Source organism: Jeotgalibacillus proteolyticus, from assembly GCF_050107735.1.
GTDB classification, from domain to species: Bacteria; Bacillota; Bacilli; order Bacillales; family Jeotgalibacillaceae; genus Jeotgalibacillus; species Jeotgalibacillus proteolyticus_A.
The window spans coordinates 237,282-262,093 of sequence record NZ_JBNILO010000002.1 but is presented as its reverse complement, the minus strand read 5'-3'; the positions used below and the strand labels follow the sequence as shown (position 1 = coordinate 262,093).

Genomic DNA, 24,812 nt, shown 5'->3' with positions numbered 1-24,812 from the left:
ATATCAAATTTTCCTGCAGAAATGTCCACTCTGCCAAAAAACATGAGAAGGATTCCTTACTATTTTACTACCAGCCAGGTTTCAGTGCAAAAATGAAGAAAACCCCCTAACAGGTAGAGGGTCTTTCTGTGTATTACACTATTAATCTACAGCCGCTTTTGGCTATCGAAAAAAATTATACATCCATAATCTCTTTTTCTTTCGCTTTTGCGAGATCATCGATTTTCTCAATATGCTGATTTGTCATATTTTGAACATCTTCATTGTAGCCTCGGAGATCATCCTCTGTAATATCACCTGTTTTTTCGCTTTTCTTCAGATCATCGTTTGCATCGCGGCGAATGTTGCGGATGGCAACTTTAGCATCCTCAGCTTCACGTTTCACCTGTTTTGCCAGGTCACGGCGGCGCTCTTCAGTTAATGCAGGAATTGTAATTCGAATTAAGGATCCATCATTTGAAGGATTCAAGCCTAAATCAGATTTTTGAATAGCTTTTTCGATTTCTCCCAATGAAGTCTTATCATATGGAGTAATTTGCAAAAGACGTGCTTCAGGTACTGTAATAGAAGCCAGCTGGTTTACAGGCGTAGGAGCTCCGTAATAATCTACTGTGATTTTGTCCAGTAAAGACGCGCTTGCGCGGCCTGCACGAATGGATGCCAATTCACGGGAAAAGGCTTGTACTGCTTTTTCCATTTTTTCTTTTGTCTGTGAAATCGTTTGTGTAGTCATTAGTTTTTCCCCCTTACGATAGTACCGATTGGTTCTCCCAATGCAGCTCGTTTAATATTTCCATTCTCCATTATTGAGAATACTATGAGTGGGATATCATTGTCCATACATAATGATGATGCGGTTGAATCCATAACTGCCAAACCATCTTTTAAAACATCGAGGAAAGAAAGCTCCTGATATTTCACGGCAGAAGCATCCAGCTTAGGGTCAGCCGAGTATACTCCATCCACATTGTTCTTCGCCATCAGAATCACTTCAGCTTCGATCTCTGCCGCCCGCAAAGCTGCGGTGGTATCAGTAGAGAAATAAGGATTTCCTGTACCCGCTGCAAAGATCACAACGCGTTTTTTTTCAAGATGTCGAATGGCTTTCCTTCTAATATAGGGCTCAGCTACCTGCCGCATTTCAATGGATGATTGAACACGTGTTTGAATTCCTAAATTCTCAAGACTGTCCTGCAGAGCAAGAGAATTCATGACTGTGGCCAGCATGCCCATGTAATCAGCTGAAGCACGGTCCATACCCATTTCACTGCCGATTTTGCCTCTCCAAATGTTTCCCCCGCCTACGACCACGGCTACTTCCACCCCGAGATCAGCTAATTCCTTCACTTGTTCAGCGACTGATTTTATGATTGGAGGATGAATTCCAAAACCCGTGTCACCGGCTAAGGCTTCACCGCTTAATTTTAATACCACCCGATTGTATCTTGATTTACTCATAGGATCCTCCCTCATGGTTCATTTTCTCCAAAAAAGAGGGAACACAAAGTGTCCCCCGTTGCTGCATCCGTTATAGATGCATCTATTATTTTTTAACCTGGCTCATCACTTCGTCAGCAAAATTATCTTGACGCTTTTCAATGCCTTCGCCAACTTCATAACGAACAAAATCAGTTAAAGTTGCATTTTTAGTTTCAAGGAACTGACGTACTTTTTGATCAGGGTCTTTAACGAAAGGCTGATCTAGAATACAGATTTCCTCAAAATATTTGCCTAGACGGCCTTCAACCATTTTCGCTACGATATTTTCAGGCTTGCCTTCTTCAAGAGCCTGCTTCGTAAGAACTTCACGTTCTTTATCAGCTTCTTCTTGTGAAACCTGATCGCGTGAAACATATTTAGGATTCAAGGCAGCTGCATGCATTGCTACATCTTTAGCAGCCTGGGCATCTGTCGTTCCTTCAAGAACAGCAAGAACACCAATTCTTCCGCCCATATGCAGGTACTCGCCAAATGATGCGTTATCATCTTTAGTACGGATAGCAAAACGGCGAAGAGTGATCTTTTCTCCAATTTTACCCATTGCCCCTGTAATATGATCGTTTACTGTTGAACCATTATCCATTGATGACGCAAGAGCATCTTCAAGTGTTGCAGGCTCAGTTGATAGAAGATGGCTTGCAAGTTCTTTAACCAGCACCTGGAATCCTTCATTTTTAGCTACGAAGTCAGTTTCAGCGTTTACTTCGATAATAACCGCTTTGTTGCCTTCGCTCATAATAAATGTAGAGCCTTCAGCTGCAATGCGATCTGCTTTCTTCGCCGCTTTTGCGATTCCTTTTTCACGAAGAAAATCAATTGCCTGGTCCATGTCACCGTTTGTTTCCTGTAGTGCTTTTTTGCAGTCCATCATGCCTGCTCCAGTTTTTTCGCGAAGTTCTTTTACCATTTGTGCTGTAATTGCCACAGAAATTCCTCCTTATATACAATGCAAATTTATTATTGCTTTAAAAAAGGTGATAAGGGACGATCCCGCTTATCACCTTTTTAATTTATGCATTACTCAGCAGCTACCGCTTCTTCTTCCTCTTCTTCTACCTGTTTTGATTCAAGAATCGCATCAGCCATTTTTGAAGTAAGAAGCTTAACAGCGCGAATTGCATCATCATTTGCCGGAATTACATAATCAATTTCGTCCGGATCACAGTTTGTATCAACGATTCCAACGATTGGAATATTCAACTTGCGCGCTTCAGCAACTGCAATACGTTCTTTGCGTGGATCAATAATGAATAATGCATCAGGAAGCTTTTGCATATCTCTGATTCCGCCTAAGAATTTTACAAGACGATCATATTCTTTTTTAAGCTGAACAACTTCTTTTTTAGGAAGAACTTCAAACGTACCGTCTTCTTCCATTTTCTCGATTTTTTTCAATCGGTTAATACGAAGTTGAATTGTACCAAAGTTTGTTAACGTTCCGCCTAACCAGCGCTGGTTAATGTAATGCATTCCTGCACGGCCGGCTTCATCGCGCACAGATTCCTGCGCTTGCTTTTTAGTTCCTACAAATAGAACTGTTCCGCCATCAGCTGAAACTTCTTTCACGAATCTGTAAGCTTCTTCTACTTTTTTAACCGTCTTTTGAAGGTCAATAATGTAGATTCCATTACGCTCCGTGAAGATATATTTTTTCATTTTTGGGTTCCAACGGCGAGTCTGGTGGCCGAAGTGAACACCTGCTTCAAGCAGTTGTTTCATTGAAATTACTGACATAGTGTTTTTTCCTCCTTGTGGTTTGTTCTCCTCCGCCCCGATCCTTTTTAGTACGAAAACTATCATTTCTGACAGCACCAATCGCTAAATCACGAAGCGTGTGTAATAACACCGTTAATTACTATAACACATTGACGAACCTGCTTCAACATTTAATTCGATTTATTACGGAACTTCAGCAGCAATTCTATTTCAGTTTGCCCCTTATGCAGTATTTTTGCTATTTGGGCAGGTGAATGACCTTCCTTGTGGAGCCTGAATACTTTTTGTTCAAATGACTCCTCCACAGCATCCACAGATTCTTCGTTTCGTTCGGGCTGTTTTTTATATCGATTAGCTGCAAGGGATCTCGATGCTTTCCTTATAGATTCAGGCAGTGCATCTATTGCCTCGGGATCTTTTATTAAGGGTGCTTGAGAAGCGGAAGCAGATTCCTTTTCAGCCTTTTCCTGCTGGGGCGATTTTTGTATCTGCTCAAAACTCGAAAGAAACTGCGCATTGTCTTCCTTCAGTTCCTGCAAATAGCTTGTGAATGTTTCTTCAAATTCATTTAAGGTCTTTTTATGTTTTTCTTCCTGATAAATTAATTTATTTTGTCTCATGAATAATAAATAAATTGATAAAAACGCAATCAAGTTAAATAGTATAGATAAGATCAGCAGAAAAATGATCATTTGAACTCCTTTTTTCACCTTAGTAATGCAAAACCCGGGACAAAATTACTTCAGGCACTTTGACTGGTTCACTGCGCTTTGGGCGGTGGCTTATGCAGGGGCCGCCATCTCCCGCTACACTTACCTCATGCTTTTTGATAGATACTGCCTCAATTTAATTTTTTTGTAAGTATGTACCAGCTTCACTGCAGTCCTTGACGGCTGCTTGTTTCATCTACTGCAGCAGGCTGTCCGGGAATCAGAATGGAGTAAACTCGGATGAAAGCAGTTTTCTCAGCTTAAACAAACACTTTGAATGGATCTGTGAAATTCTTGAAGTAGAGAGGCTCATAACTTCCCCAATCTCTGTTAATGTCAGTTCTTCTGTATAAAACAAACTTAGAACCATTTGTTCTTTTGGGTTCAACTGACTGATCAAAGAAGAAAGATCATCTATTAACTCATTTTTTACTATTTGTTCTTCGGGCATGAGCCCTTTTGAATCTTTTATAGAAAACCGTGGTGATTCAGAATCCTCATAATCTGTGGATTGTTCATCCATAGAGAGTACATTGGCGAATAGATGCTCCTGTGTTATCTGATAGATTTCTGTTACATCCATTCCGAGTGCCTCTGCAATTTCTTCCGGTTCAGCGTTCCTCAGATTCTTTTGTTCTAATTCTTCGATTTTAGCTTCCACTTTTTTTGCTTTTTCTCTGACAGACCTTGGAAGCCAGTCTTCTTTTCGCAGGCCGTCTATTATAGCACCCCTGATTCGAAATGAAGCATACGTGTCAAATTTAAGTTCTCTTCCAGGATCAAATTTTTGAAGGGCATCGAGCAATCCCATTAAGCCAAGGCTTTTAATATCGTCCTTTGAAACATTTTTGGGCAGACCGCTGCTAATTCGTTGAACGTGATACTGTACAAGGGGCATATACTTTTGAACAAGCATGTCTCCAGCATGAGCATCTCTTGAAGAAGCCCATAATTTCCAATAGTGCTTTTCTTGATTCACAGTTGAATGACTCATGGCACTCCTCTTTTAAATGTGTATTTATATTCAAAATTAATTATATCAAAAAATGGCCTTTTTGTGGTGGTTATAGATGGAAAACAAGAAAAAAACATGAAAAAAGAACAAATGGTTATTTCGTTCTTTTTTCATGTCATATAATACAGTTTCCCAGCTTCATGTTGCGAATGTGCAACTCGCAGGTGGAGGGGTCAAATTCGATGGTTCTTCCGCTGCTCCCGCCCACATCTTCACCGGTAATAGGAATCTGATACAATTCGAGCTGCTTGCGTACTGCTTCAATATTTCTAGGTCCAATCCGCATCGTATCTTCTGTACTTTCGTATTGAAACATTTGGGAGCCTCCGGCGATTTTTGCCCTCAAGCGTGCAGGCGGATGTCCCAGAAGCCTAATCAGTTCTATGATGCCGGTGTCTGCAAATTTACCCGGATTATAATTTGGCGACCTGGAAAGAGAAGAGTCAGGAAGCATGATGTGCAGCAGACCGGCGGACTTTTGATAGGGATGGTATAATACAACCGCCACACAGGATCCCAAACCGGCAGTTTTAATTTTATCCGGTGCAGCTGCGATCTTTACATCCCCTATGCCCACTTTTATGACCTGCTGCTTCGCGCTAATCATGGAATCCAACTTCCAGTTTATAAAAGAGTCTGTCAAAGGATTCCGGGTCCGGCAAAACAAAAAATTGCGCCTCAAGAGAAAATGCTTCTTTATTACCAGCAGAGGAGAGTACCGTATCAATCACCAGGGCCCGGTCACTTGACTGCGAAACACTAAACAGTCCCTGACTAATAATAGCTCCAGCCATGTCTATGCATAATGAAGGAACGGTCGGAAATAAATGGAGGCCTGTGAAATCTGACAAAGCGGACAAATAGGAACCTGAAAGTATATTCCCCAACTCCCGGAGCGCAGAAAGTCTCATGTCTGTGAGTGGAAGCGTATTGATGCAGAAAGAGGGATCGTTCGTCATAACTTTGGCATATGCCTCAGCCTGAGAAAGTGAAAGAATCAAAAACATACTGCCTTTCATCTCTCCTTCAATTCTAAGAAATATTCCTGCAACTTCTTTTTCCGGTCCCCCTGCAAGGTCTATCATTTCACCAAAAGAGACCATTTTTACCGATGGGATTTTCATTTCTATGACTTTTCCAACTATCTTCGACAGTGCCGTAGCAGCATGTCCTGCACCTATGTTTCCCGCCTCTTTTAATAGATCAATTTGATAGGAAGTCATATTCTGCTCAAAATTCATTGGTTATTATCTAATACAACTTCCATCTTCAGCATGATCAGAAGTCTGCGGTCAAGTTTTGCTACCCCGCTGATGAAATCAGCTTCAATACTGCCCGTGACAGCTGGCTGAGGCTCAATTGAACTCAGCGGTACATCTAAAACATCGTTTGCAGAGTCAACGATTAACCCAACTTCTTTCTGATCCAGCTTGACAATGATTATGCGTGTGTGAACATCGTACTTGCTCTGCGCCAGTGAAAAGCGTTCACGCAGATCAATTATCGGCGTCACAACCCCCCGCAGATTGATCACTCCTTTGATATATGAAGAAACCTTTGGGACTCTGGTAATATGCAATACTTTTTCGATTGATCTTACGTTGTCTACTGGAATGGCATATTCCTTGTCCATTAACTTAAAAACGATAACTTTGATATCCAGCAAAGCTGCTTCTGTCACCATTTAAAACTCCCTCCTTTATCAGGTTTCATTTAATTAAAGAATTGCAGTCAATAATCAAGGCGACCTGACCATCACCGAGTATCGTTGCGCCTGAAATTGCGAATACTTCCCCCATATAATTCCCGAGAGATTTTAATACGACTTCCTGCTGCCCTATAAATGAATCGACTACTAAACCGGCCATTTTATCCCCTTTACGAACAATGATGACAGAATGAACGCGATCTTCACTGCCGTGTCCCGGAACATTAAATACCTCATTTAAAAATACAAGAGGAACGACTTTTCCTCTAAAATCGATTACTCGCTGATTATGAGCATGTAAAATATCTTCATCCTTAATAATTGCTGTTTCAATAATAGATGACAAAGGAACAGCATATTTTTCACTTTCCATTTCGACAAGCATGACGGAAATAATGGAAAGTGTCAGCGGCAGCTGAACAGAAAATAAAGATCCCTGTCCTGGGTTCGAGTTGATTGTAATAGTGCCGCCAAGAGACTCAATGGTTGTTTTAACTACGTCGAGCCCAACTCCACGCCCTGATATGTCAGATATGGTGTCGGCTGTTGAAAATCCTGATGCCATTAGTAATTCGTAGACTTGCTGATCAGACAATGTTTTTGAATGTTCCTCTGTTATGATGCTATTTGAAATCGCTTTTTGCAGAACTTTTTCTTTACTAATGCCTGCACCATCATCTTCAATTTCAATAAATACATGATTTCCGCTGTGATAAGCTCTTAATTCAATTGTGCCCTCTTCATGCTTGCAATTTTTCAATCGGACATCCGGCGTCTCAATCCCATGATCCATTGCATTTCGCAATAGGTGTACAAGAGGGTCTCCAATTTCATCTATTACCGTTCGGTCGAGTTCCGTATCTTCACCTTTGACAACGAGGGAAATTTTCTTATTTAAATCTCTCGTAAGCTGTCGGACCATTCTTGGAAACCTGTTAAAAACCGTTTCCACCGGCACCATTCGCATAGTAAGAATAATGGATTGAAGATCCCCTGATATTCTCGACATCCGTTCGACTGTTTCATTTAATTCACCATGGTTAAGATCTTTTGAAATTTGCTCCAATCTTCCTCTGTCAATAACTAGTTCTTCAAACAAATTCATTAGAATATCCAAACGTTCAATGTTAACCCTGATTGTTTTCCCTGAGACAGGTTTTTTCACAGATTCATTTTCCTGAACCATTGTGGTCGTCGTTTCTGTTTCTGTGATCGGCTTTTCAATCACCTCGACTGCCGCAGCTGTTTCCTTTACTGCACTAAAGGAGGTATGCAATGACAGCGGAGCTGCGTCGCTCATTTCAACTTCTGAGACTTTGCACACACTTTCTCTTATGAAGTCCATAGATTCCCTGGTTAATAGGGTGACGAAAAATTCCTGATCAAAGCGCTCTTCTTCCAGCTGATCAACTGATGGAGAGGATTTTACTATATCCCCTATTTTTTCGAGCACTTCAAAAACCATGTATACTCTTGCTGCTTTTAATAAACAATCTTCTCTTAGTCTTACCTTAATTTCATATGCAATAAAGCCTTGCTCCATCGATTCTTCAATAACCGTTCGTTCGTATTCATCATATTGAAGATGTGAGGGGCCGCCGGCGTCCCTTTCAATCTCTTTGTTTGCGTGGTCAGTGATAACCGGGGTCTCTACAGGTTCTTTACCCTGTTCAATCATTTCTAATTTTTGAATGACGTGAGAGACGTCTCTTTTTCCATTTCCGCCTCCTGCAATAGAAGTGATCATTTCTTCAAGATCATCAATGGCTAAAAATACAACATCCATAATCGCGGTCGTAACAGACAATTTGCCATTACGAATTAAATCAAGCACGTTTTCCATATTATGAGTCAGATTGGCTAAGTCCTCGTAGCCCATTGTCGCTGACATTCCTTTTAATGTATGAGCGGAACGAAAAATTTCATTTACAATTTTTAAGTCGTGAGGGTTTTTTTCCAATTCAAGCAATTGCGTATTACAATTTTGAAGATGGTCTTTGCTTTCTTCAATAAAAACTTCGAGGTACTGATTTAATTCCATCCTGCACTCACCCTTCATTGTTAACATATTCAACAATTTTTTTTGCAATCAATGGCAATGGACTTACTGCGTTGACAAGTCCCGTAGCAACTGCGGCCTTTGGCATTCCATGAACGATACACGTTTCTTGAGATTCAGCGATGACGCCAGCAAGCCCTTTATGAGTTAATTGTACCAGACCTTTAGACCCATCTGTACCCATTCCTGTCATTATCACAACTATTTTTTTCACTTTTTTTAATTCAGCCGCTGATTCAAGCATGACATCTACGGATGGACGGTGTCCTGCCCTCGGGTGTTCTTGAGTAAGCACGATCTTGATTGTTTGATAAGACTGGTCAAACGTCAGATGATATCCACCCGGTGCCAAATAGATTGTTCCATTTTGCAGTGTATCCCCCTGTTCTGCTTCTTTTACATTCAAGGGTGAAATAGTGTTTAATCTGCTCGCGAGAGATTTTGTAAAGCCGGCAGGCATATGCTGCACAATGACTACTGGAGCTCCGAGGTCCTTCGGAAGATGAGAAACTACTTTTTGAAGTGCTCTGGGACCCCCGGTTGATGTGCCGATTAATACAACCTTTGTACTTCCAGCAATAGGTAGACCTGATGCAGGTACCATATAGGGTATATCACTTTCTTTGATTTCTTTTTCAACCGCTGAAAAGCAGGAGGTATGTTCTATGCCATTCTCAACGCCGGGTGAATCCGGTTTTCTTGGGACAGACCCTGCTGCTGCATAAATTTTTTCGATCAGTTCGCTTTTTACTTTATGAAGATCAAGGGAAATAGTCCCGGATGGTTTTGAAATAAAATCTACCGCACCGTAATCCATCGCTAAAAGAGTATCTTCTGCTCCAGCTTTAGTAGAGCTCGACAGCATAATGACGGGAAGCGGACGATCTTCCATTATTTTCTTTAATGCTTCCAGTCCATTTAACACAGGCATTTGAACATCCATGGTTATCACATCAGGCTGCAGCAATTTTACTTTGATCAAGGCGTCTTCACCGTTTCGTGCAGTGCCTGCCACGGTTATCTTTTTTTCTTCCCGCAAAAATTCCTGAATTAGTTTTCTCATAAACGCTGAATCATCAACGACCAGAACGTTAATCATGTCCCTCATACTCAATTTGTTCACCTCACCGCTTTGAAAATATACTTGCAAGTCGCTGTACAAAGCGATTCGGTGCAGCTTCAACGTCTTGACCGTCAGCAATATATAGACTAACGATCTTTTTCATCTGTTTACTCGCTGCAGTCGCAGGATATTCAGTTACAAAAGGCACCTGCCTTGTTACAGATTTTCTTACATTTGGATCTTCCGGCATACTTCCAAGAAATTTAACTTCCTTATGAAGAAATCGTTCCATGGCCAATTTAAGCCTGTCGATTGCGAGTTTGCCTTCTTTTGAATCCATAACACGATTGCATAAAATGGAGAAATTTTTTTCAGCATTTTTCATGTAAATAAATTTCATCATTGAATATGCATCCATTATGGAGGTTGGTTCGGGGGTGGTAATGACAAAGACTTCGTCGGCTGCCATAATCATTTCCAGGCCATTAACACTTGCACCGGCGCCCATATCAAAAAGCAGGTAATCATAATTTTTTTGAAGCAGCTCAAACCCATCTAAAAATCGTTGAATTTCAATATCATGCCATTCCACAAGCTGGTTTAACCCTGATCCTCCCGATATAAAGGAGAGATTGCCAGGACCTTTTTGAACAATATCCAATATACTGCCGCTTCCCTGAAGGTAATGGAGGATGGATTGATCCGGCTGCTGCCCCATTAAAATATGAACATTTCCCATGCCTATATCCATATCCATCAAAAGAACACGGTATCCAAGCGAAGAGAGCTCCATGGAAAAGTTCAGTGAAAAGTTGGTTTTTCCAACCCCGCCCTTTCCACTGACGACAGCTATTGTTTTTGCTGTATGCTCATTCCTTGCCATCATTTGAGTTCGCAGTGTTTGTGCCTGGTCCATTACTGCTTCCCGCTTTCTTCGAGAAGATTAAGAAAGTGCTCAGCGGACGCTTCTTTTATATCTTCGGGAACAGCCTGGCCTGTTGTAATAAAAGCTGCCCCTTTCTGATTTTGAGTCATAATCTGAATCACAGCTCCCGGAGAAGTACTTTCATCTTGTTTAGTAAAGATAAAATGACTAATATCCACGTCTTTAAATTGCTCCACAACTGCCTGCATATCCTTTCTTTTTGCAGTCATTGAAAGAACTAAAAAGGATTGCATATTAACGCTGAAATTCAGCACATTTTTTAAATCCTCCACATAGTGCTTCTCTCTGTAGTTTCTTCCTGCAGTGTCAATAAAGATGTGATCAAACTGTTCAAATTTTAAAACAGCCTGCTCAAAATCACTGCGATTATACACGACTTCTATTGGAACATTCAGCAGTTGTGCATATGTTTTAAGCTGTTCTATAGCGCCGATCCGGTAGGTATCTGTAGTGATAAAAGCAATTTTTTTCTTTTGTTCCACAACGAGTTTGGCAGCCATTTTAGCAATAGTAGTCGTTTTCCCAACCCCTGTCGGACCCACCACATTGATAAATTTACGGTCTGTGTTTATTCCTTTATGCACAAGACCTTTCATTTTTTGATTAAAAAAAGCAAGACTGTGAGAGTGAACGTCTTCATCTTTCCCATTCTCTTTCCATTTTCCAAAGACAAACTGACCAAGCTCTAATAGCCAATGGTCATCAAAATCAAGTTCTTTGTAACGTATCAGCTCTTCTTGAATTACTGGAGGGAAATGATGAAAGGCAGGCTGAGTCTGCGGCTGAAAACGGGATAAAATTTCTTTAATTTCATTAAGATCAGCTTTGTAATTTTCTTCAGTTTCCTCTATGTAATTCATTGCAGGCAGAGGAGCAGGCGAATCTGTCAAATCGTCCATCCCCGCTGTTACCTCTATTTTCTTCTTCTTAAACAGCCCTAAAAAACCGCCTGTATAAACCGCTTTTGAATTCAAGATTACAGCATCATCACCGAACTCTGATCTTACTTTTTTCATCGCTTCCTGCATGGAATCAGCTGTTATTTTTTTCACTTTCATTCTACATTCACCACCCCGACACTTTGAACTTCAACATTTGACTCTAATTCGTTATAGGACAAGATCGGTATTTGAGGAAAATACCTTTCTGTCAGCTGTCTGATATACATTCGCACGGCGGGTGAAGAAAGTATAATCGGCGTTTGTTCAGACATGGAAACATGTTCAATCTGGTTTGCCATCGCTTCGAGAACCCGTTGAGAATCACCAGGATCAAGAGAAAGATAATTACCATGCTCCGCTTGCTGGATGCTGTCAGCCACCAGTTTTTCCACCCTGCCTGATAGCGTAATCACTTTCAGACTTTCGCCGGGAATTGAAAACTGGTTGGTAATTTGCCTTGCAAGTGCTTGCCTTGTATATTCCGTTAAAACATCTGTATCTGTTGTCAGTTTTGCATAATCTGCGAGAGTTTCAAAAATAATAGGAAGATTTCTAATCGAAACATTTTCTTTTAACAGCTTAGCAAGAACTTTTTGCACCTCGCCAATGGTTAATGGAGAAGGTGTAACTTCTTCAACCAGAATGGGATACGTTTCTTTTAAATGGTCAATCAGCTGTTTAGTTTCCTGACGGCCAAGCAAATCATACGCATTTCCTTTTATAACCTCTGTAACGTGGGTTGACACAACTGATGGCGGATCCACAACTGTGTACCCAAGCATTTCAGCCTGATCTTTCACAGTTTCGTCGATCCATTTTGCCGGCAGCCCAAAGGACGGTTCAATCGTATCAATGCCTTCTATTGAATCATCATCCCCAGGGCTCATTGCCAGATAATGATCAAGAAGGAGTTCGCCTTTCGCCACTTCATTGCCTTTTATTTTCAAACGGTACTCGTTGGGCTGAAGCTGGATATTATCACGAATTCGAACGACAGGAATAACAAGACCAAGCTCAAGTGCGAGCTGCCTCCTGATCATGACGATTCTGTCAAGCAAGTCCCCGCCCTGCCCGGTATCGGCTAACGGTATAAGACCATAACCGAATTCAAACTCGATTTGATCCACATTCAGCAGGCTTACCACGCTCTCTGGACTCTTTAACTCGTCTGAGGACTCTTCTTCTTCTGCTGAGTGGACTACATTTTCTTCTTTTTTTGCAGCTTGTGAAAGGATATAACCCCCGGCAATTAATACAAATGCAATCGGCAATGTAAGGATATCGTTAATTGGGGTAAACAGACCCAAAAGTGCAATGGTGATGCCGGCTACATACATAATCGGACCAAAAGCAAATAATTGATTGGTAATGTCCTGACCTAAATTCCCATCAGAAGCTGCACGCGTCACGACAATACCTGTCGCGGTAGAGATCAATAGCGCAGGAATCTGGCTTACAATGCCATCGCCTACAGTCAGCAGGGTAAATTGACTGGCCGAGTCTCCCAGTGACATGCCCATTTGAACAATTCCTATGATCATACCAAAAAGAATATTGATCATAACAATGATAATTCCGGCTATTGCATCTCCTTTTACGAACTTTGTAGCTCCATCCATCGCACCATAGAAGTCTGCTTCACGCCCGACTTTCTCTCTTCTTTCCCTGGCGTCCGTTTCAGAAATCATTCCGGCGTTTAAATCCGCATCTATGCTCATCTGTTTACCTGGCATCGCATCCAGCGTAAAACGGGCGGCTACTTCAGATACCCGTTCCGCCCCTTTTGTGATCACGACAAACTGAATAATAATTAGTATTATGAAGACGACAAGACCGACTAAAATATTTCCTCCAGTTACGAATGTTCCAAACGTTTCAACTACCCCGCCTGCTTCTCCTCTGCTTAAAATAGCACGGGTGGTTGAAATATTTAACCCGAGACGAAAAAGAGTCAGTAATAGAATCAGTGATGGAAATATAGAGAATTCAAGCGGTTCTTTCATGTTCATCGATGTTAAAAGTACAATAAGGCCTAATGCTATATTAATAATAATCAGTACACTTAACATCCATGATGGCAGCGGAATCACGAGCATAGCAATAATCATGATGACACTTGCAAGAACCGTTAAATCTTTACCTGACATGCCTTGAACCCCTAACTGTGCATTACACTTTATTTTTTATGCGGTATACATAAGCAAGAATCTCAGCCACTGCTTTAAAAAATTCTTCAGGAATTGGATCACCAATTTCCGCCTGATCAAACAGCGCTCTGGCAAGCGGTCTATTTTCTACCGCCAGCACGTCGTTTTCTTTCGCAACAAGCTTGATTTTCTGTGCGATAAAATCGACACCTTTTGCTACTACTACCGGTGCATCTGAGACGCCGTCTTTATATGTCAACACAATGGCATAGTGAGTGGGATTTGTAATGACCACGTCTGCGTTTGGAATTTCAGACATCATTCTTTTCATCGCCATTTCCCGCTGTCTTTGCTTTATTTTTGATTTAATTAGCGGGTCACCTTCCGTGTTTTTATATTCATCTTTAAGATCCTGCTTGGACATTCGAATATTTTTCTCAAAATCATATTTCTGGTACATATAGTCAAGCACTGCGAGCAGCAGTAGAAGTACCGAAGCATACAGGCCCATTTGAACCGTTAATTTGCCTGCTGTTAATAAAGTCGTTTCCACTGATTTTAGGGATAGTGCTAAAACATGCTCGATTGAAAACCATATAACTAAAAAAGTTGTTAATCCAATTAAAGAAATTTTCAAAATTGATTTTGCTAATTCGACGAGTGCTCTTGCTGAAAAGATTCGTTTCAGACCCTTGATCGGATCAAGTTTTGACAATTGTGGTTTTAGAGGGTCAGTGGCAATTAAAAAACCAACCTGCACATAATTTCCGATAATCCCTGCCAGAGCTGCCACTCCCATGATCGGCAAAAGGATCCAGGCCACTTCTGTGAGCATCTCTGTGTATACAATCATGGCGGTATCCATCGTCACCGGTCTTAAAATATAGTCCCTGAGAGGCACACTGACTAACGATAAAATGCGGTCCCAGAACATACCTCCTGCAAAATACAAGAAAAGGAACACACCAAGCAATATGACAGCAGTGGTTACATCCTGACTTTTTGCTACCTGACCTTTTTTTCTTGAATCCAGTCTTTTTTTAGGTGAAGCTTTTTCCGTTTTTTCACCGGCAAAAAATTGAAGATCCAAAGGGATCCACTTCATTTAAACAAATCCCCCTCCAATAATCGTCATAATATCCCTCATCACCACAAACAATAAATCAAATAAACGCTGAATGACCTGAAAAGTTACACCCATTGTGACGATAAGAATGATAAAGGCAACTGTGATTTTTATAGGAAAACCAATCACAAAAATATTAAACTGCGGTGACGTTCTCGCCACGATTCCAAGTGCCACATCAACAAGAAAGAGTGTTGCGACAATAGGAGAAGCAATTTGAAACGCGATAACAAAAGCTGCTGCAAAAGCCTTAATAATAAACTCAGGTGCTGCCGGATTATCAAAGCCAAGACCCATCTGGTCAATTGGGATAAATTGATAACTGTAAAAAATGCCGTCCAGAATTAAATGATGACCATCCAAATAAAGAAGAAGAAGCAAGGCAATCGTATATAAATACTGACCCATTAAAGGGCTTTGTGCACCTGTTTGCGGATCAATCACATTAGCCATGGCAAACCCCATTTGAAAATCAATGAAACCTCCCGCAATTTGAACGGCTGATAAGACGATATAAGCGATTAAACCAATAAATAATCCTACTACCGCTTCTTTCAGTATAAGAAGAATATATTCACCGTTAATTTCAAAAGGCTCGACATCAATTGTGTAGTACATCATCCAGGATAAAATCAGCGCGAATCCCAGACGGTGCATCGGAGGAATGGTCCGATGTGAAAATAAAGGCATGACGACAAAAAAAGAAGATACCCGCACCAGCAGCAAAAGCAGGATTGTTAGTCTGGGATATAACTCTTCCATTTACCCGATATACCTTGTGAGATTAGAAAAAATATCAGCTGCATACGTGACAATTTGTGTCAGCATCCATGGACCAAAAAAAATCAGCGCGACCATTACCGCAATAATCTTTGGAATAAATGCCAATGTCTGCTCCTGAATCTGCGTAGTTGCTTGAAAAATACTCACCAGCAATCCTACTACCAGTGCAACAAGCATTAAGGGAAGACTGATCATCAGTGTCATGTATACGCCTCTTTCAGCGATTGAAATTACCATTTCACCATTCATAGAAAAAGCTCACCTGCCTAAAAGCTCTGCAGCAACGACTGCATTACAAGATACCAACCATCCACTAAAATAAATAGCAGAATTTTAAAAGGCAAAGAAATCATAACCGGCGGCAGCATCATCATCCCCATCGACATCAGGACGGAAGCTACAACCATATCAATTACCAGAAAAGGAATAAAAATCATAAAGCCCATTTGAAATGCCGTTTTTATTTCACTTAAAGCAAACGCAGGAACCATAACAGTCATAGGGATCTCCTGAATGGTTTCAGGCCGCTCGGCTTCTGTGTAACTTAAAAACAGCTCTAAATCTTTTTGTCTCGTATGCTTGCTCATAAACTCTATAAATGGAACAGATGCTTCTTCATACGCTGTGTCCAGATCAATTTCTTCATTAAATAAAGGGGTCAACGCACGTTCGTTTACCTCACTCAGTACCGGTGCCATAATAAAAAAGGTTAAGAAAAGAGCCAGGCCGATAATTACCTGATTAGGCGGCATCTGCTGCGTTGCCAGAGAAGTTCTGACAAATGACAGCACGATCACGATTCTGGTAAAAGCCGTCATTAAAATTAAAATACCAGGGGCAAGAGACAGTACTGTCAATAAAAGAAGCAGCCTTACAGAAGTCGCCACGTCATCAGGAGGACTATCGTTAAAAATCTGAACAAATTCATCCATCTTTATGATCCTCCTTGCCGTTAACCCGGTTAAACAACTTTTTACGATCTTCTTTCTGCTGATTCAACTGCTTTGATAAAAGAGATTGAAAACTTTGAGATCCTTCGCTGTAGGGATTTTTTTTATTCTTTAATGAGCGTATAAAAAGCTTTGCCAGCGGACTGCGCTCTTCCTTTTGCTCTTCCTGTGAGGAGTAGTAATGCTCCAGCCGGCTGATTTCTTCTGAATCAGTAACTTCTTTTATAAGATGTACCTCTTCTCCCACACCGAGAACATAATAGTTACCAGCTATTTTCACAATTTGAACAGACCGGTTGCCTCCCAGACCCGTCCCGCCCATATTTTGAATGAGCACGGACTGCTGGAAGTTCCTGGTTTTACTGTTTACGAACTTCAGCAGTGCATAAAGCAAAACCAGAACAAAACCAAGCGCTGCGATTAATTTTAAATAGGTAATCCAGGTGACCGGATCACCGTCTGCTGTTTCTTCTGCAGGTGCCGGCGGCTGATTTTGGCTGTCCTCATTGTTTCCACCAGGAAAATAGTCATCCACCATCGTGCCGCCATAAACGGTTCCTTCTCCCCATCCGGCAAAAAATATCAGAATAAGAGAAAGAGTAATTAAGATCTTTTTAACATACATGTTCATCAACCTATCGCTTTTTGAATAGCCTCTATAACACGGTCTGCCTGAAATGGTTTAACGATAAAATCCTTTGCACCTGCTTGAATCGCGTCGATAACCATCGCCTGCTGACCCATTGCAGAGCACATAATTACTTTTGCTGACCCATCAATTTTTTTAATTTCTTTTAATGCTGTGATGCCGTCCATTTCAGGCATAGTGATGTCCATTGTAACAAGGTCCGGTGAAGTCTCCTTGAATTTTTCTATGGCTTGTGCTCCATCAGCCGCTTCTCCTACTACTTCAAAGCCATTTTTAGACAAAATGTCCTTGATCATCATTCTCATAAATGCTGCATCATCCACAATTAAAATTCTTTTTCCCATCAGTACAACCTCCAAGTGTTATTTCAATTTAGTTAAGCGATCTTTTTGACTGACAATATCAGTCAGACGGACTCCGAAATTCTCATCAATGACGACAACTTCACCCTGTGCAATAAGCCGGTTATTAACGAGTATGTCTACAGGCTCACCGGCAAGCTTATCCAGTTCGATGATAGACCCCGAAGTCAAATCCAAAATGTCTCTGACAGACCTTTTTGTTCTGCCGAGTTCAACTGTAACTTGAAGCGGGATATCCATAAGTAAATTTAAATTTCTTGATTCTCCTGAGCTGAGACCCGGTGAATCAAAAGATGAAAATTCTGCAGGCTGAACATTTACAGGCTGGCTGATCGCTTTGTCCCGGTTTAACTGAATTCCCTCATGTTCGCTGTCCGTTACATCTGCCGGTGCTGAATAAGCTGGAACACTGGAAAGCGCCGGCCGCTCCATTCTGTCCTGTTCAGCAGCTGAACTCTGCTGCGGTGCTTCTGCCAATGCAGACACTGCCGTTTCGGCAGCTCCTTCTGAACCTGACATCAAACGCTCGATAAGCGATTGGCCAAATTCGAGAGGAACAAGCTGCATAATGCTGGAATCAATTAGTGAACCTACTTTTAAGTGAAAAGAAATCTGGATCAGAAGCTCTGCGTCAGGCAGATTATCCATTCCTTTGTTTAACGTCAAATCCATCAGGTCGATGCTTGGCGGAGAAATATCAACTTTACTGTTAAAGATCGTAGACATTGATGTAGCGGCAGAACCCATCATCTGGTTCATCGCTTCCTGAACAGCGCTGAGCTGAATTTCATCTAACTCCTGAGAAGTTGTAATGCCATTTCCTCCCAGCATGAGGTCTGCGATAACCGCTGCATCACTTTGCTTGATGACAAGTAAGTTGGTTCCTTTCAGTCCTTCTGTATATTGAACATTAATTGCAACAGACGGGTGGGGGAACGACTGAGATAGTTCAGAAGCTTTAACTACTTTTACAGTAGGGGTTGTGATATCAACCTTTTGATTCAATAATGCGGAAAGGGCCGTTGCTGAACTTCCAAATGAAATATTTCCAATCTCACCTAAAGCATCTATTGCCATTTCATCTAAATAATCCTCTGTAACTATATGTGAACCAGGTGTTCCCCGGTGCTCTTCATCTTCATCCGATGTGCCTCTTAAAAGCGCATCAATTTCATCTTGGGAGAGCATATCATCACTCATCATCGTCCTCTCCTCCTTTCAATTCATCTATAATTTGAATGGCCAGTTTCTTGCCAACCTTCCCGGGCTGCCCGGTGAATTTAGGTATGCCTCCAATACTTACCTCAACCGGCTCGTCAAACCTGTGATTAAGTTCTAAAACATCTCCTGCTTCGAGCATTAGGAATTCTTCCACTGCTACCATTGATGAGCCAAGCGCTGCTGAAATGATCAGATCGGCTTTTTTGATCCTTTTTTCAAGCTGAACCATTTCCTCGGGTTTACTTTCTTTTTTATTGGACTGCATCCAATGCTTAACAGAAAGATTGGGCATTATGGGCTCCAGTACAACATGAGGAAGACAAATATTGATCATTCCGCTCGTGTCTCCTACGATCGTATTTAATGAAATAACAACGACGGTTTCATTTGGTGAAATTACCTGCAGAAATTGCGGATTGACCTCAAAGTCAGTTAAAATCGGATCAATTTCAGCTATTGTCGCCCAGGCTTCTCTTAAGCTGTCAAACGCTTTTTCAAACATATTGGACATGATCTTCGTTTCGATTTCTGTAAGATTTTCAACCTTGCTCATGCTTGAACCATGACCGCCCATAATGCGGTCCATCATGGCATAGGCAATATTCGGGTTGATTTCCATTAAGATTTTCCCGTCCAGCGGGGGAACTTCATACACGTTCAAAATCGTCATCTTGGGAACTGAACGGATAAATTCTTCATATGGAATCTGATCCACGGAAGCCACATTAATTTGCACAAATGTTCTTAGCTGGGCAGAAAAAAATGTTGTCAGCAGCCTGGCAAAATTATCATGTATCCGGGTTAGACTGCGAATTTGATCTTTGGAAAATCGCAGTGCCCTTTTAAAATCATAAACCTTAATTTTCTTTTCCTGTTCTTCCTTGCGAATTTCCTCGGCTGACATTTCACCAGTTGAAATAGCCGATAATAAAGCATCAATTTCATTTTGCGAGAGTATATCTCCAGCCACTTAATCTCACCTCAACTCTCAGACTAGCTCTCTACTGAACAACGATCGACGTTGTGTAGATCTGTACGATTTCTCCTTCTTGCATCATGGCATCTACTCGTTCTTTAACCGTTTGTTCAAAAGCTTCTTTCCCCGCTCTTCCCTCCAGGTTTGCGCGGGTCATTTCTGACAATTCATCAATGATGATGTCCTTTACCATAAAATCTCTTTGTTCAAGCTCTTCTGCAGCCTTAGGGCTGTCTGTTTGCATGGTCATGGAAATTCGTGCAAAGTTATTGTTTGCAATACTAGTCGTTACTTCCGGAATTTCAACAGATGCACTGACAATTTCTTCAATGGTAGGCTCAGGCTCTTCAGCCTGTGCATTTTCAGCAGAAAGCTGTTTAGAAACCACATAGACAATGACTCCAGTAAGTGAAATGGATACCATGATGATCATCATAGTAAGAAGAAGTTTATTCTTCATCATTTACATCTTCTCCTTTTAAATGAACCAGGTTTAGTGCGTGTATCGACTGATAAAACGAACGCACTTCTTCTTTTACATGGGCCACGGAATCTTTCACGATAAATTTTTTGCCGTTTGTCAGGGTGATGGTCGTGTCCGGAAAAGACTCAATTGTCTCAATATAAATAGCATTTATTATAAAAGGCTTGCCATTCAGCCGTGTTACATTAATCATATGATCAGGACTGAAGAATCTCTTCCTCAGTCCTTCCACCTCCTATTGCCCATTATCTTTTCAGATTTACAAGCTCCTCTAGAATCTGATCAGACGTGGTAATAATTCTGGTATTCGCCTGAAAGCCTCTTTGCGCTGAAATCATTTCGGTGAATTCTTCTGACAGGTCCACATTAGACATCTCGAGTGTACCTGATGAAATTGTGCTCCCTACTGTTTCAACATCGCCTATATTTGCGACGCCTGAGTTAACAGATTCCTGAAACAAATTATTTCCTACTTTCACCAGGCCGGATGGATTATTGAAATTCGCCAGGCTTAATTCAGCTAATTCCGTTACTTCCCCGTTTGAATAAACTCCGCTAATCACGCCAGCATTACTGACACTGAAGCTTTCAAGAGATCCTGAGAGATTTCCATTTGCCAAAACCTGCGTAGTGATTTCTCCTGGATTGTTTGTAAGCCCATCGATGACAGGGGGAATCTCTAATGCAAAATCCTCTGGAGCGGGCGGTGTTCCTCTTTCTACTCGAAGATTCTGCGGCGCTGGATTCCAAGCCGGAATACCTTCATCATCGAATTCAATAACACCAGAGGTTTCATTATCGTCTGACTCCATGGAGTTATTACGGAATGTAACATTCCAGCTGTTCGCTCCATTGGCAGTCATTTCCACTTCAAGTACATGTTCTAGACCTTCATCATCGACTACCTTCATTTGCTGGGAAAAGCTGAAATTCTCTGTATCTGCTACATTATCAGGCAAATTCCCTGATAACGTGATTTCATCTGTTGTCTGTGCAGGTAGAACCGCACCGCTGTTAATGTTTATATCACTCATTACACCATCTTGAAATTGCTGCACACGATAGCCATCTCCTGTCACCATGGTGCCGCCCTGATCAAGATAAAAGTTTCCTCCGCGCGTAAAAAGATTTTGTCCGCCCGGTCCCTCAACAACAAAGAATCCGTCGCCGTTTACAGCAAGGTCAAGCGATCTTCCGGTTGTTTGAAGAGAGGCTTGGGTTTGCACGCTGTCAATTGTTGCTGTTACAGAGCCAAGCCCAACTTGAAGTGAGTTTTTCCCGCCTCGTCCGTCACCTGCTCCAGAAGCTCCCTGAATCGTTTGATTCATCGCTTCCTGAAAGGTTACACGGCCCTTTTTAAATCCATACGTATTGACGTTTGCAATATTGTTCCCAATTACATCGAGCTTCGTTTGAAAGTTTTTGAGTCCGGCAATACCTGAATACATTGAACGTATCATCATTTTCTCCCTTCGATTAAAAGCTGCATCTGTCAGTCAGCAGCTCTTTTAGGCTCCTTATCAGGTCCGCCTAGTCATTTACTATAATGGTTCCATCAATGTCTGTGAAAATATGGTCTTTAATATCCTGTGCTCCCATTGCTGTGATAACAGTCCCATTTTTAATGCTCACAATCAGTGCGGCTTGATCCAGTAAAACCAAAGAGTCTTTTATTCCTTTTGATTTAGCTTCATTCACCTTTGCTTCTACTTTCTCCCACTGTGAATCTGTGATGGTGATTCTTCTTTCCGAGAGTCTGTCATTAGCATGTTTACTGATCTTCAGTTTGTTTGTCTCTTGGATCGCTCCATTAAGTTCATCAGAAAAGCTTTTGACATGTGGGTTGACTGGTTTTTTGTCTTTTACGGTTATCGGTGGCAATGGAATAGGATTAAAACGTATCTTTTCCATCAGCAACAAATCCTTATTGGCTTATTTGAGTAAGTTCATCAGCTTTTATTTTTTTCTCATTTTCTGTATGCAGCCATATAGCTCCATCTTTAACAGAAACAGAAATAACTTTGCTTTCCGCTTCTTTTTCATTCTCATCGATCCACGTAGCATTTTTCCCAATAAACATGCTTGCCTGTTGCAGAGTGTTGTTCTCACCGGATTGTTTCACTTCTGAAATATTCCCCGGACTTAATAAGGTGCCGTCTGTCAGCTCAAATTCAACTGCTCCCCCTTTAAATCGAACCGTTTCAACTGTTCCTCTACCGGTTGTGGAAATCTGTTCATCATTTTCTTCAGTGAGTTTGTCCCATTTCACTTCTTTTCCTACAAATTCATTGTATTGAATCAGCTGGGTCTGTTCCTGCATTGAAGCAAATTTCTCAAATGATTCACTCATATTTGTCATTTGTTCCAGTGTTGAAAAACTGGCCATCTGAGCAATAAATTCTTTATCCTCCATAGGCTGTGTCGGGTCCTGATTGGAGAGCTGGGCAATCAGCAGTTTTAAAAACTGGTCCTTTCCCATGGAATCCTGCTTTGTTTCCGTGGTTTTTTCATTCAGTGAAGATAAAAATAAATCATTGTTAACTGAATTTACATTCAATGTTTTACACCTCGATATTCATAAAAATTTGATGAAAATCCTGCTTATCTTCTCCATCATCATCCTCATTGCCTGATTGCTGCTGTCGATCAGAACCTGTATGGTGCTTTGATGAACTGCCTGTTTCGCGATCGGCGCGCTGATCATTTTGTGTTAGAACGACGTCAATCTTGTCAATTTGAATATTTTGATTCGTCAGGGCCTGCCTGAGCTGCTGGATTTGGGAGTCCATCATGTCCTTAGCAAGACTGGTAGACGTCATTACTCTCGCAGCGAGCACGCCGGATTTTTGTATTAATTCGATTTTAAGTGTGCCTAAATGTTCCGGCTGCAGACGGATTAACAGTTTTTCTGTTCCATTCGTTTTTCCGAACTTTGCTTTATCCATGATTTCAGCAAACTGTTTTATTAAGGATTCCGCCGGCTGGGACGTTTTAAATTCCAGTGGAACATTCCATTTGGCAAGTCCTGATTCAGTTTGAAGCTGCTGAATGGATACCGATGATGTTTCCGGTTTTTCGACTGTACTTGCGGCATTACGCTGCTGGATGTGAACTTTATTTGGAATAGCTCTGGCTGAAAAATCAACTGTCTTTCCATATTCCACTTTTCTTACAGGTAGCTTCGTTTCACTTATTTCAGATTGGAGGGTTTTTAGCATCCCCTCAATTTTTTCAAGTGTCTGCAAAAGTTCTTTACCTATCGGACTCGCAGCTGCCGGGCCATCTGACTGTTTCGCAGCATGCGTAAGCTGTTTAATTGCGTTAAGCATCTGAACAGATGCGGGTTCCGGTACTTTCAGCTGAATATTTTTTTCAAGCTTTTCAAGTTGATTTTGCAAGAAAAAAAGTGATTCCGCAGAACCTGCCTTTCCTTTTGGGAGAGCCGTTTCTTTTGTTAACTCATTTAGTTTCTGCTCATTACCGTTAAAGAAAAGCAGAAGAGCGTCTTTTAATGGAAGATCCATCCATTCCTCAGGGGAAAGAACGGTTTCTTTATTAATTAAGAATCCATTTTCCATTTCTGCCTGTCCTTCTTCAATAACAGGTGCATGCTGCTGGATAACTGAAAACAGCTCCTGCAAAATGAATTCACTGTTTTCTCCTGTTGTCTCGTTTAGACCTTCCTTTTGAAGCTCAGGATTTTGACCCGGCGGAAAAGATAGAAGAGCTAAAATCGACCCAAAGCCGCTTGAAGCAGATACAAATTTCTCTGGCTGCTTGTTTTCTTCATTTAATGAAACTTTCAGCAGCGGATTAATCATCATACGTTTGATTCACCCCCTTTCCGGGTATAATTTCACGGTGAGTCGATGCCCAGCAGGCCTGCATACTTTGCAGCTTCTTCAGGGGGCATTTCTTCGAAGATTGAAGCCACTGAATCAGCAGGCAGCTCAGAAAGAATGACGACAGCTTCTCCTTCGTCCATATTCAGCAAAACAGGAGCTGCGGTTTTTCCGTTCATTTCTTTAAAAACAGAAACCATCTCATTGCTTTCGCTTTGGTTTGCTCCCTGTTCACTACGGAGAATTTCCATTTCCTGTAGCAAGATTTCCTGCTCTTCAGCCAGTTTTTCATTGTCACTGGTTTGGGTTTCCAGCCTGCTTTCAAGTTCTTCAATATTACCTTCTTTTTCCTTTAATTGAGATTCCAAGGAAGCTATTTGCTGGCTGTCTTCAATAGTACCGCTCTCCTGTTCAGCCTTCTCGTCAGTCAGGAAAGGAATTTCTATACCCGCTTCCTCCGCTTCTTGAATCGGATTTATATCGAGTAAGGTTAATACGATTACGCTTGCAAAAACAAGAAATACTGCCGGCACTAGAAAAATTAACAGAAAAACCTGAAATTTACCCGGCGATTTTGCTTCTTCTGAATCTATCTTCCCTGCTTTTTTATTCAC

The 24,812-nt window shown here is 41.3% G+C and carries 29 protein-coding genes; all 29 read right to left on the bottom strand.

The window, feature by feature from the left end:
• Window positions 1-175: 175 nt before the first annotated feature.
• Complete coding sequence (gene frr / locus ACQCT8_RS04140; RefSeq protein WP_426868705.1) at window positions 176-733, bottom strand: ribosome recycling factor; 558 nt, start codon at window positions 731-733, stop codon at window positions 176-178.
• Window positions 733-1,458 (bottom strand): UMP kinase, encoded by a 726-nt coding sequence (pyrH, locus tag ACQCT8_RS04135; protein ID WP_426868703.1) that lies wholly within the window; start codon window positions 1,456-1,458, stop codon window positions 733-735. The genes frr and pyrH overlap by 1 nt, the downstream gene beginning before the upstream one ends.
• Before the next feature lie 85 nt (window positions 1,459-1,543).
• Entirely contained in the window at window positions 1,544-2,425 is an 882-nt protein-coding gene (tsf, locus tag ACQCT8_RS04130) for a translation elongation factor Ts (RefSeq protein WP_426868700.1), read from the bottom strand.
• Between the two features lie 92 nt (window positions 2,426-2,517).
• Window positions 2,518-3,234, bottom strand: coding sequence for a 30S ribosomal protein S2 (rpsB, locus tag ACQCT8_RS04125; RefSeq protein WP_041057537.1), 717 nt, complete (start codon window positions 3,232-3,234; stop codon window positions 2,518-2,520).
• 152 nt (window positions 3,235-3,386) lie between these two features.
• A complete protein-coding gene (locus ACQCT8_RS04120) occupies window positions 3,387-3,908 on the bottom strand; it encodes a DUF6115 domain-containing protein (protein WP_426868698.1) in 522 nt (173 codons plus the stop codon).
• A gap of 238 nt (window positions 3,909-4,146) precedes the next feature.
• Window positions 4,147-4,920, bottom strand: a complete 774-nt coding sequence (locus ACQCT8_RS04115) for a FliA/WhiG family RNA polymerase sigma factor (protein ID WP_426868696.1) — start codon at window positions 4,918-4,920, stop codon at window positions 4,147-4,149.
• Between the two features lie 136 nt (window positions 4,921-5,056).
• Window positions 5,057-5,548, bottom strand: coding sequence for a chemotaxis protein CheD (locus ACQCT8_RS04110; protein ID WP_426868694.1), 492 nt, complete (start codon window positions 5,546-5,548; stop codon window positions 5,057-5,059).
• Entirely contained in the window at window positions 5,541-6,182 is a 642-nt protein-coding gene (locus ACQCT8_RS04105) for a chemotaxis protein CheC (protein WP_426868692.1), read from the bottom strand. Before ACQCT8_RS04105 ends, ACQCT8_RS04110 begins: the two co-directional genes overlap by 8 nt.
• Window positions 6,179-6,625 (bottom strand): chemotaxis protein CheW, encoded by a 447-nt coding sequence (locus ACQCT8_RS04100; RefSeq protein WP_426868690.1) that lies wholly within the window; start codon window positions 6,623-6,625, stop codon window positions 6,179-6,181. The genes ACQCT8_RS04105 and ACQCT8_RS04100 overlap by 4 nt, the downstream gene beginning before the upstream one ends.
• 25 nt (window positions 6,626-6,650) lie before the next feature.
• On the bottom strand, window positions 6,651-8,690 hold the full coding sequence (locus ACQCT8_RS04095) for a chemotaxis protein CheW (RefSeq protein ID WP_426868688.1): 2,040 nt from the start codon (window positions 8,688-8,690) through the stop codon (window positions 6,651-6,653).
• Between the two features lie 7 nt (window positions 8,691-8,697).
• Window positions 8,698-9,816, bottom strand: a complete 1,119-nt coding sequence (locus ACQCT8_RS04090; RefSeq protein WP_426868686.1) for a protein-glutamate methylesterase/protein-glutamine glutaminase — start codon at window positions 9,814-9,816, stop codon at window positions 8,698-8,700.
• Window positions 9,817-9,832: 16 nt separating this feature from the next.
• Window positions 9,833-10,687 (bottom strand): MinD/ParA family protein, encoded by an 855-nt coding sequence (locus ACQCT8_RS04085; RefSeq protein ID WP_426868684.1) that lies wholly within the window; start codon window positions 10,685-10,687, stop codon window positions 9,833-9,835.
• Window positions 10,687-11,775: a flagellar biosynthesis protein FlhF gene (locus tag ACQCT8_RS04080; protein ID WP_426868682.1), complete on the bottom strand. Its 1,089-nt coding sequence runs from the start codon at window positions 11,773-11,775 to the stop codon at window positions 10,687-10,689. The genes ACQCT8_RS04085 and ACQCT8_RS04080 overlap by 1 nt, the downstream gene beginning before the upstream one ends.
• The gene (flhA, locus tag ACQCT8_RS04075) at window positions 11,772-13,805 is read right to left on the bottom strand and encodes a flagellar biosynthesis protein FlhA (protein ID WP_426868680.1); all 2,034 of its coding nucleotides are present in this window, start codon (window positions 13,803-13,805) and stop codon (window positions 11,772-11,774) included. The genes ACQCT8_RS04080 and flhA overlap by 4 nt, the downstream gene beginning before the upstream one ends.
• Window positions 13,806-13,827: 22 nt before the next feature.
• Window positions 13,828-14,910, bottom strand: a complete 1,083-nt coding sequence (gene flhB / locus ACQCT8_RS04070) for a flagellar biosynthesis protein FlhB (RefSeq protein WP_426868678.1) — start codon at window positions 14,908-14,910, stop codon at window positions 13,828-13,830.
• The gene (fliR, locus tag ACQCT8_RS04065) at window positions 14,911-15,693 is read right to left on the bottom strand and encodes a flagellar biosynthetic protein FliR (RefSeq protein ID WP_426868676.1); all 783 of its coding nucleotides are present in this window, start codon (window positions 15,691-15,693) and stop codon (window positions 14,911-14,913) included. It abuts the gene before it with no gap.
• Window positions 15,694-15,963, bottom strand: coding sequence for a flagellar biosynthesis protein FliQ (gene fliQ, locus ACQCT8_RS04060; RefSeq protein ID WP_278239016.1), 270 nt, complete (start codon window positions 15,961-15,963; stop codon window positions 15,694-15,696).
• Window positions 15,964-15,980: 17 nt separating this feature from the next.
• A complete protein-coding gene (gene fliP / locus ACQCT8_RS04055; protein ID WP_426868674.1) occupies window positions 15,981-16,646 on the bottom strand; it encodes a flagellar type III secretion system pore protein FliP in 666 nt (221 codons plus the stop codon).
• Window positions 16,639-17,289: a flagellar biosynthetic protein FliO gene (locus tag ACQCT8_RS04050; protein ID WP_426868673.1), complete on the bottom strand. Its 651-nt coding sequence runs from the start codon at window positions 17,287-17,289 to the stop codon at window positions 16,639-16,641. Before ACQCT8_RS04050 ends, fliP begins: the two co-directional genes overlap by 8 nt.
• A 5-nt stretch (window positions 17,290-17,294) precedes the next feature.
• The gene (locus ACQCT8_RS04045; protein WP_278239013.1) at window positions 17,295-17,657 is read right to left on the bottom strand and encodes a response regulator; all 363 of its coding nucleotides are present in this window, start codon (window positions 17,655-17,657) and stop codon (window positions 17,295-17,297) included.
• An 18-nt stretch (window positions 17,658-17,675) separates the two neighbouring features.
• Window positions 17,676-18,878 (bottom strand): flagellar motor switch phosphatase FliY, encoded by a 1,203-nt coding sequence (gene fliY / locus ACQCT8_RS04040; protein WP_426868671.1) that lies wholly within the window; start codon window positions 18,876-18,878, stop codon window positions 17,676-17,678.
• Window positions 18,868-19,866, bottom strand: coding sequence for a flagellar motor switch protein FliM (gene fliM / locus ACQCT8_RS04035; protein WP_426868670.1), 999 nt, complete (start codon window positions 19,864-19,866; stop codon window positions 18,868-18,870). Before fliM ends, fliY begins: the two co-directional genes overlap by 11 nt.
• 31 nt (window positions 19,867-19,897) lie before the next feature.
• Entirely contained in the window at window positions 19,898-20,335 is a 438-nt protein-coding gene (gene fliL, locus ACQCT8_RS04030; protein ID WP_426868668.1) for a flagellar basal body-associated protein FliL, read from the bottom strand.
• Window positions 20,322-20,549, bottom strand: a complete 228-nt coding sequence (locus ACQCT8_RS04025; protein ID WP_426869143.1) for a flagellar FlbD family protein — start codon at window positions 20,547-20,549, stop codon at window positions 20,322-20,324. The genes fliL and ACQCT8_RS04025 overlap by 14 nt, the downstream gene beginning before the upstream one ends.
• 52 nt (window positions 20,550-20,601) lie before the next feature.
• Window positions 20,602-21,816 carry a flagellar hook protein FlgE gene (locus ACQCT8_RS04020; RefSeq protein ID WP_426868666.1) on the bottom strand — a complete coding sequence of 405 codons (1,215 nt, stop codon included), beginning with the start codon at window positions 21,814-21,816 and terminating at the stop codon, window positions 20,602-20,604.
• Window positions 21,817-21,886: 70 nt separating this feature from the next.
• Window positions 21,887-22,267: a TIGR02530 family flagellar biosynthesis protein gene (locus tag ACQCT8_RS04015; RefSeq protein ID WP_426868664.1), complete on the bottom strand. Its 381-nt coding sequence runs from the start codon at window positions 22,265-22,267 to the stop codon at window positions 21,887-21,889.
• Between the two features lie 13 nt (window positions 22,268-22,280).
• Window positions 22,281-22,913 (bottom strand): flagellar hook assembly protein FlgD, encoded by a 633-nt coding sequence (gene flgD, locus ACQCT8_RS04010; protein WP_426868663.1) that lies wholly within the window; start codon window positions 22,911-22,913, stop codon window positions 22,281-22,283.
• 4 nt (window positions 22,914-22,917) lie between these two features.
• The gene (locus ACQCT8_RS04005) at window positions 22,918-24,180 is read right to left on the bottom strand and encodes a flagellar hook-length control protein FliK (protein ID WP_426868661.1); all 1,263 of its coding nucleotides are present in this window, start codon (window positions 24,178-24,180) and stop codon (window positions 22,918-22,920) included.
• A gap of 32 nt (window positions 24,181-24,212) precedes the next feature.
• Entirely contained in the window at window positions 24,213-24,812 is a 600-nt protein-coding gene (locus tag ACQCT8_RS04000) for a MotE family protein (RefSeq protein WP_426868659.1), read from the bottom strand.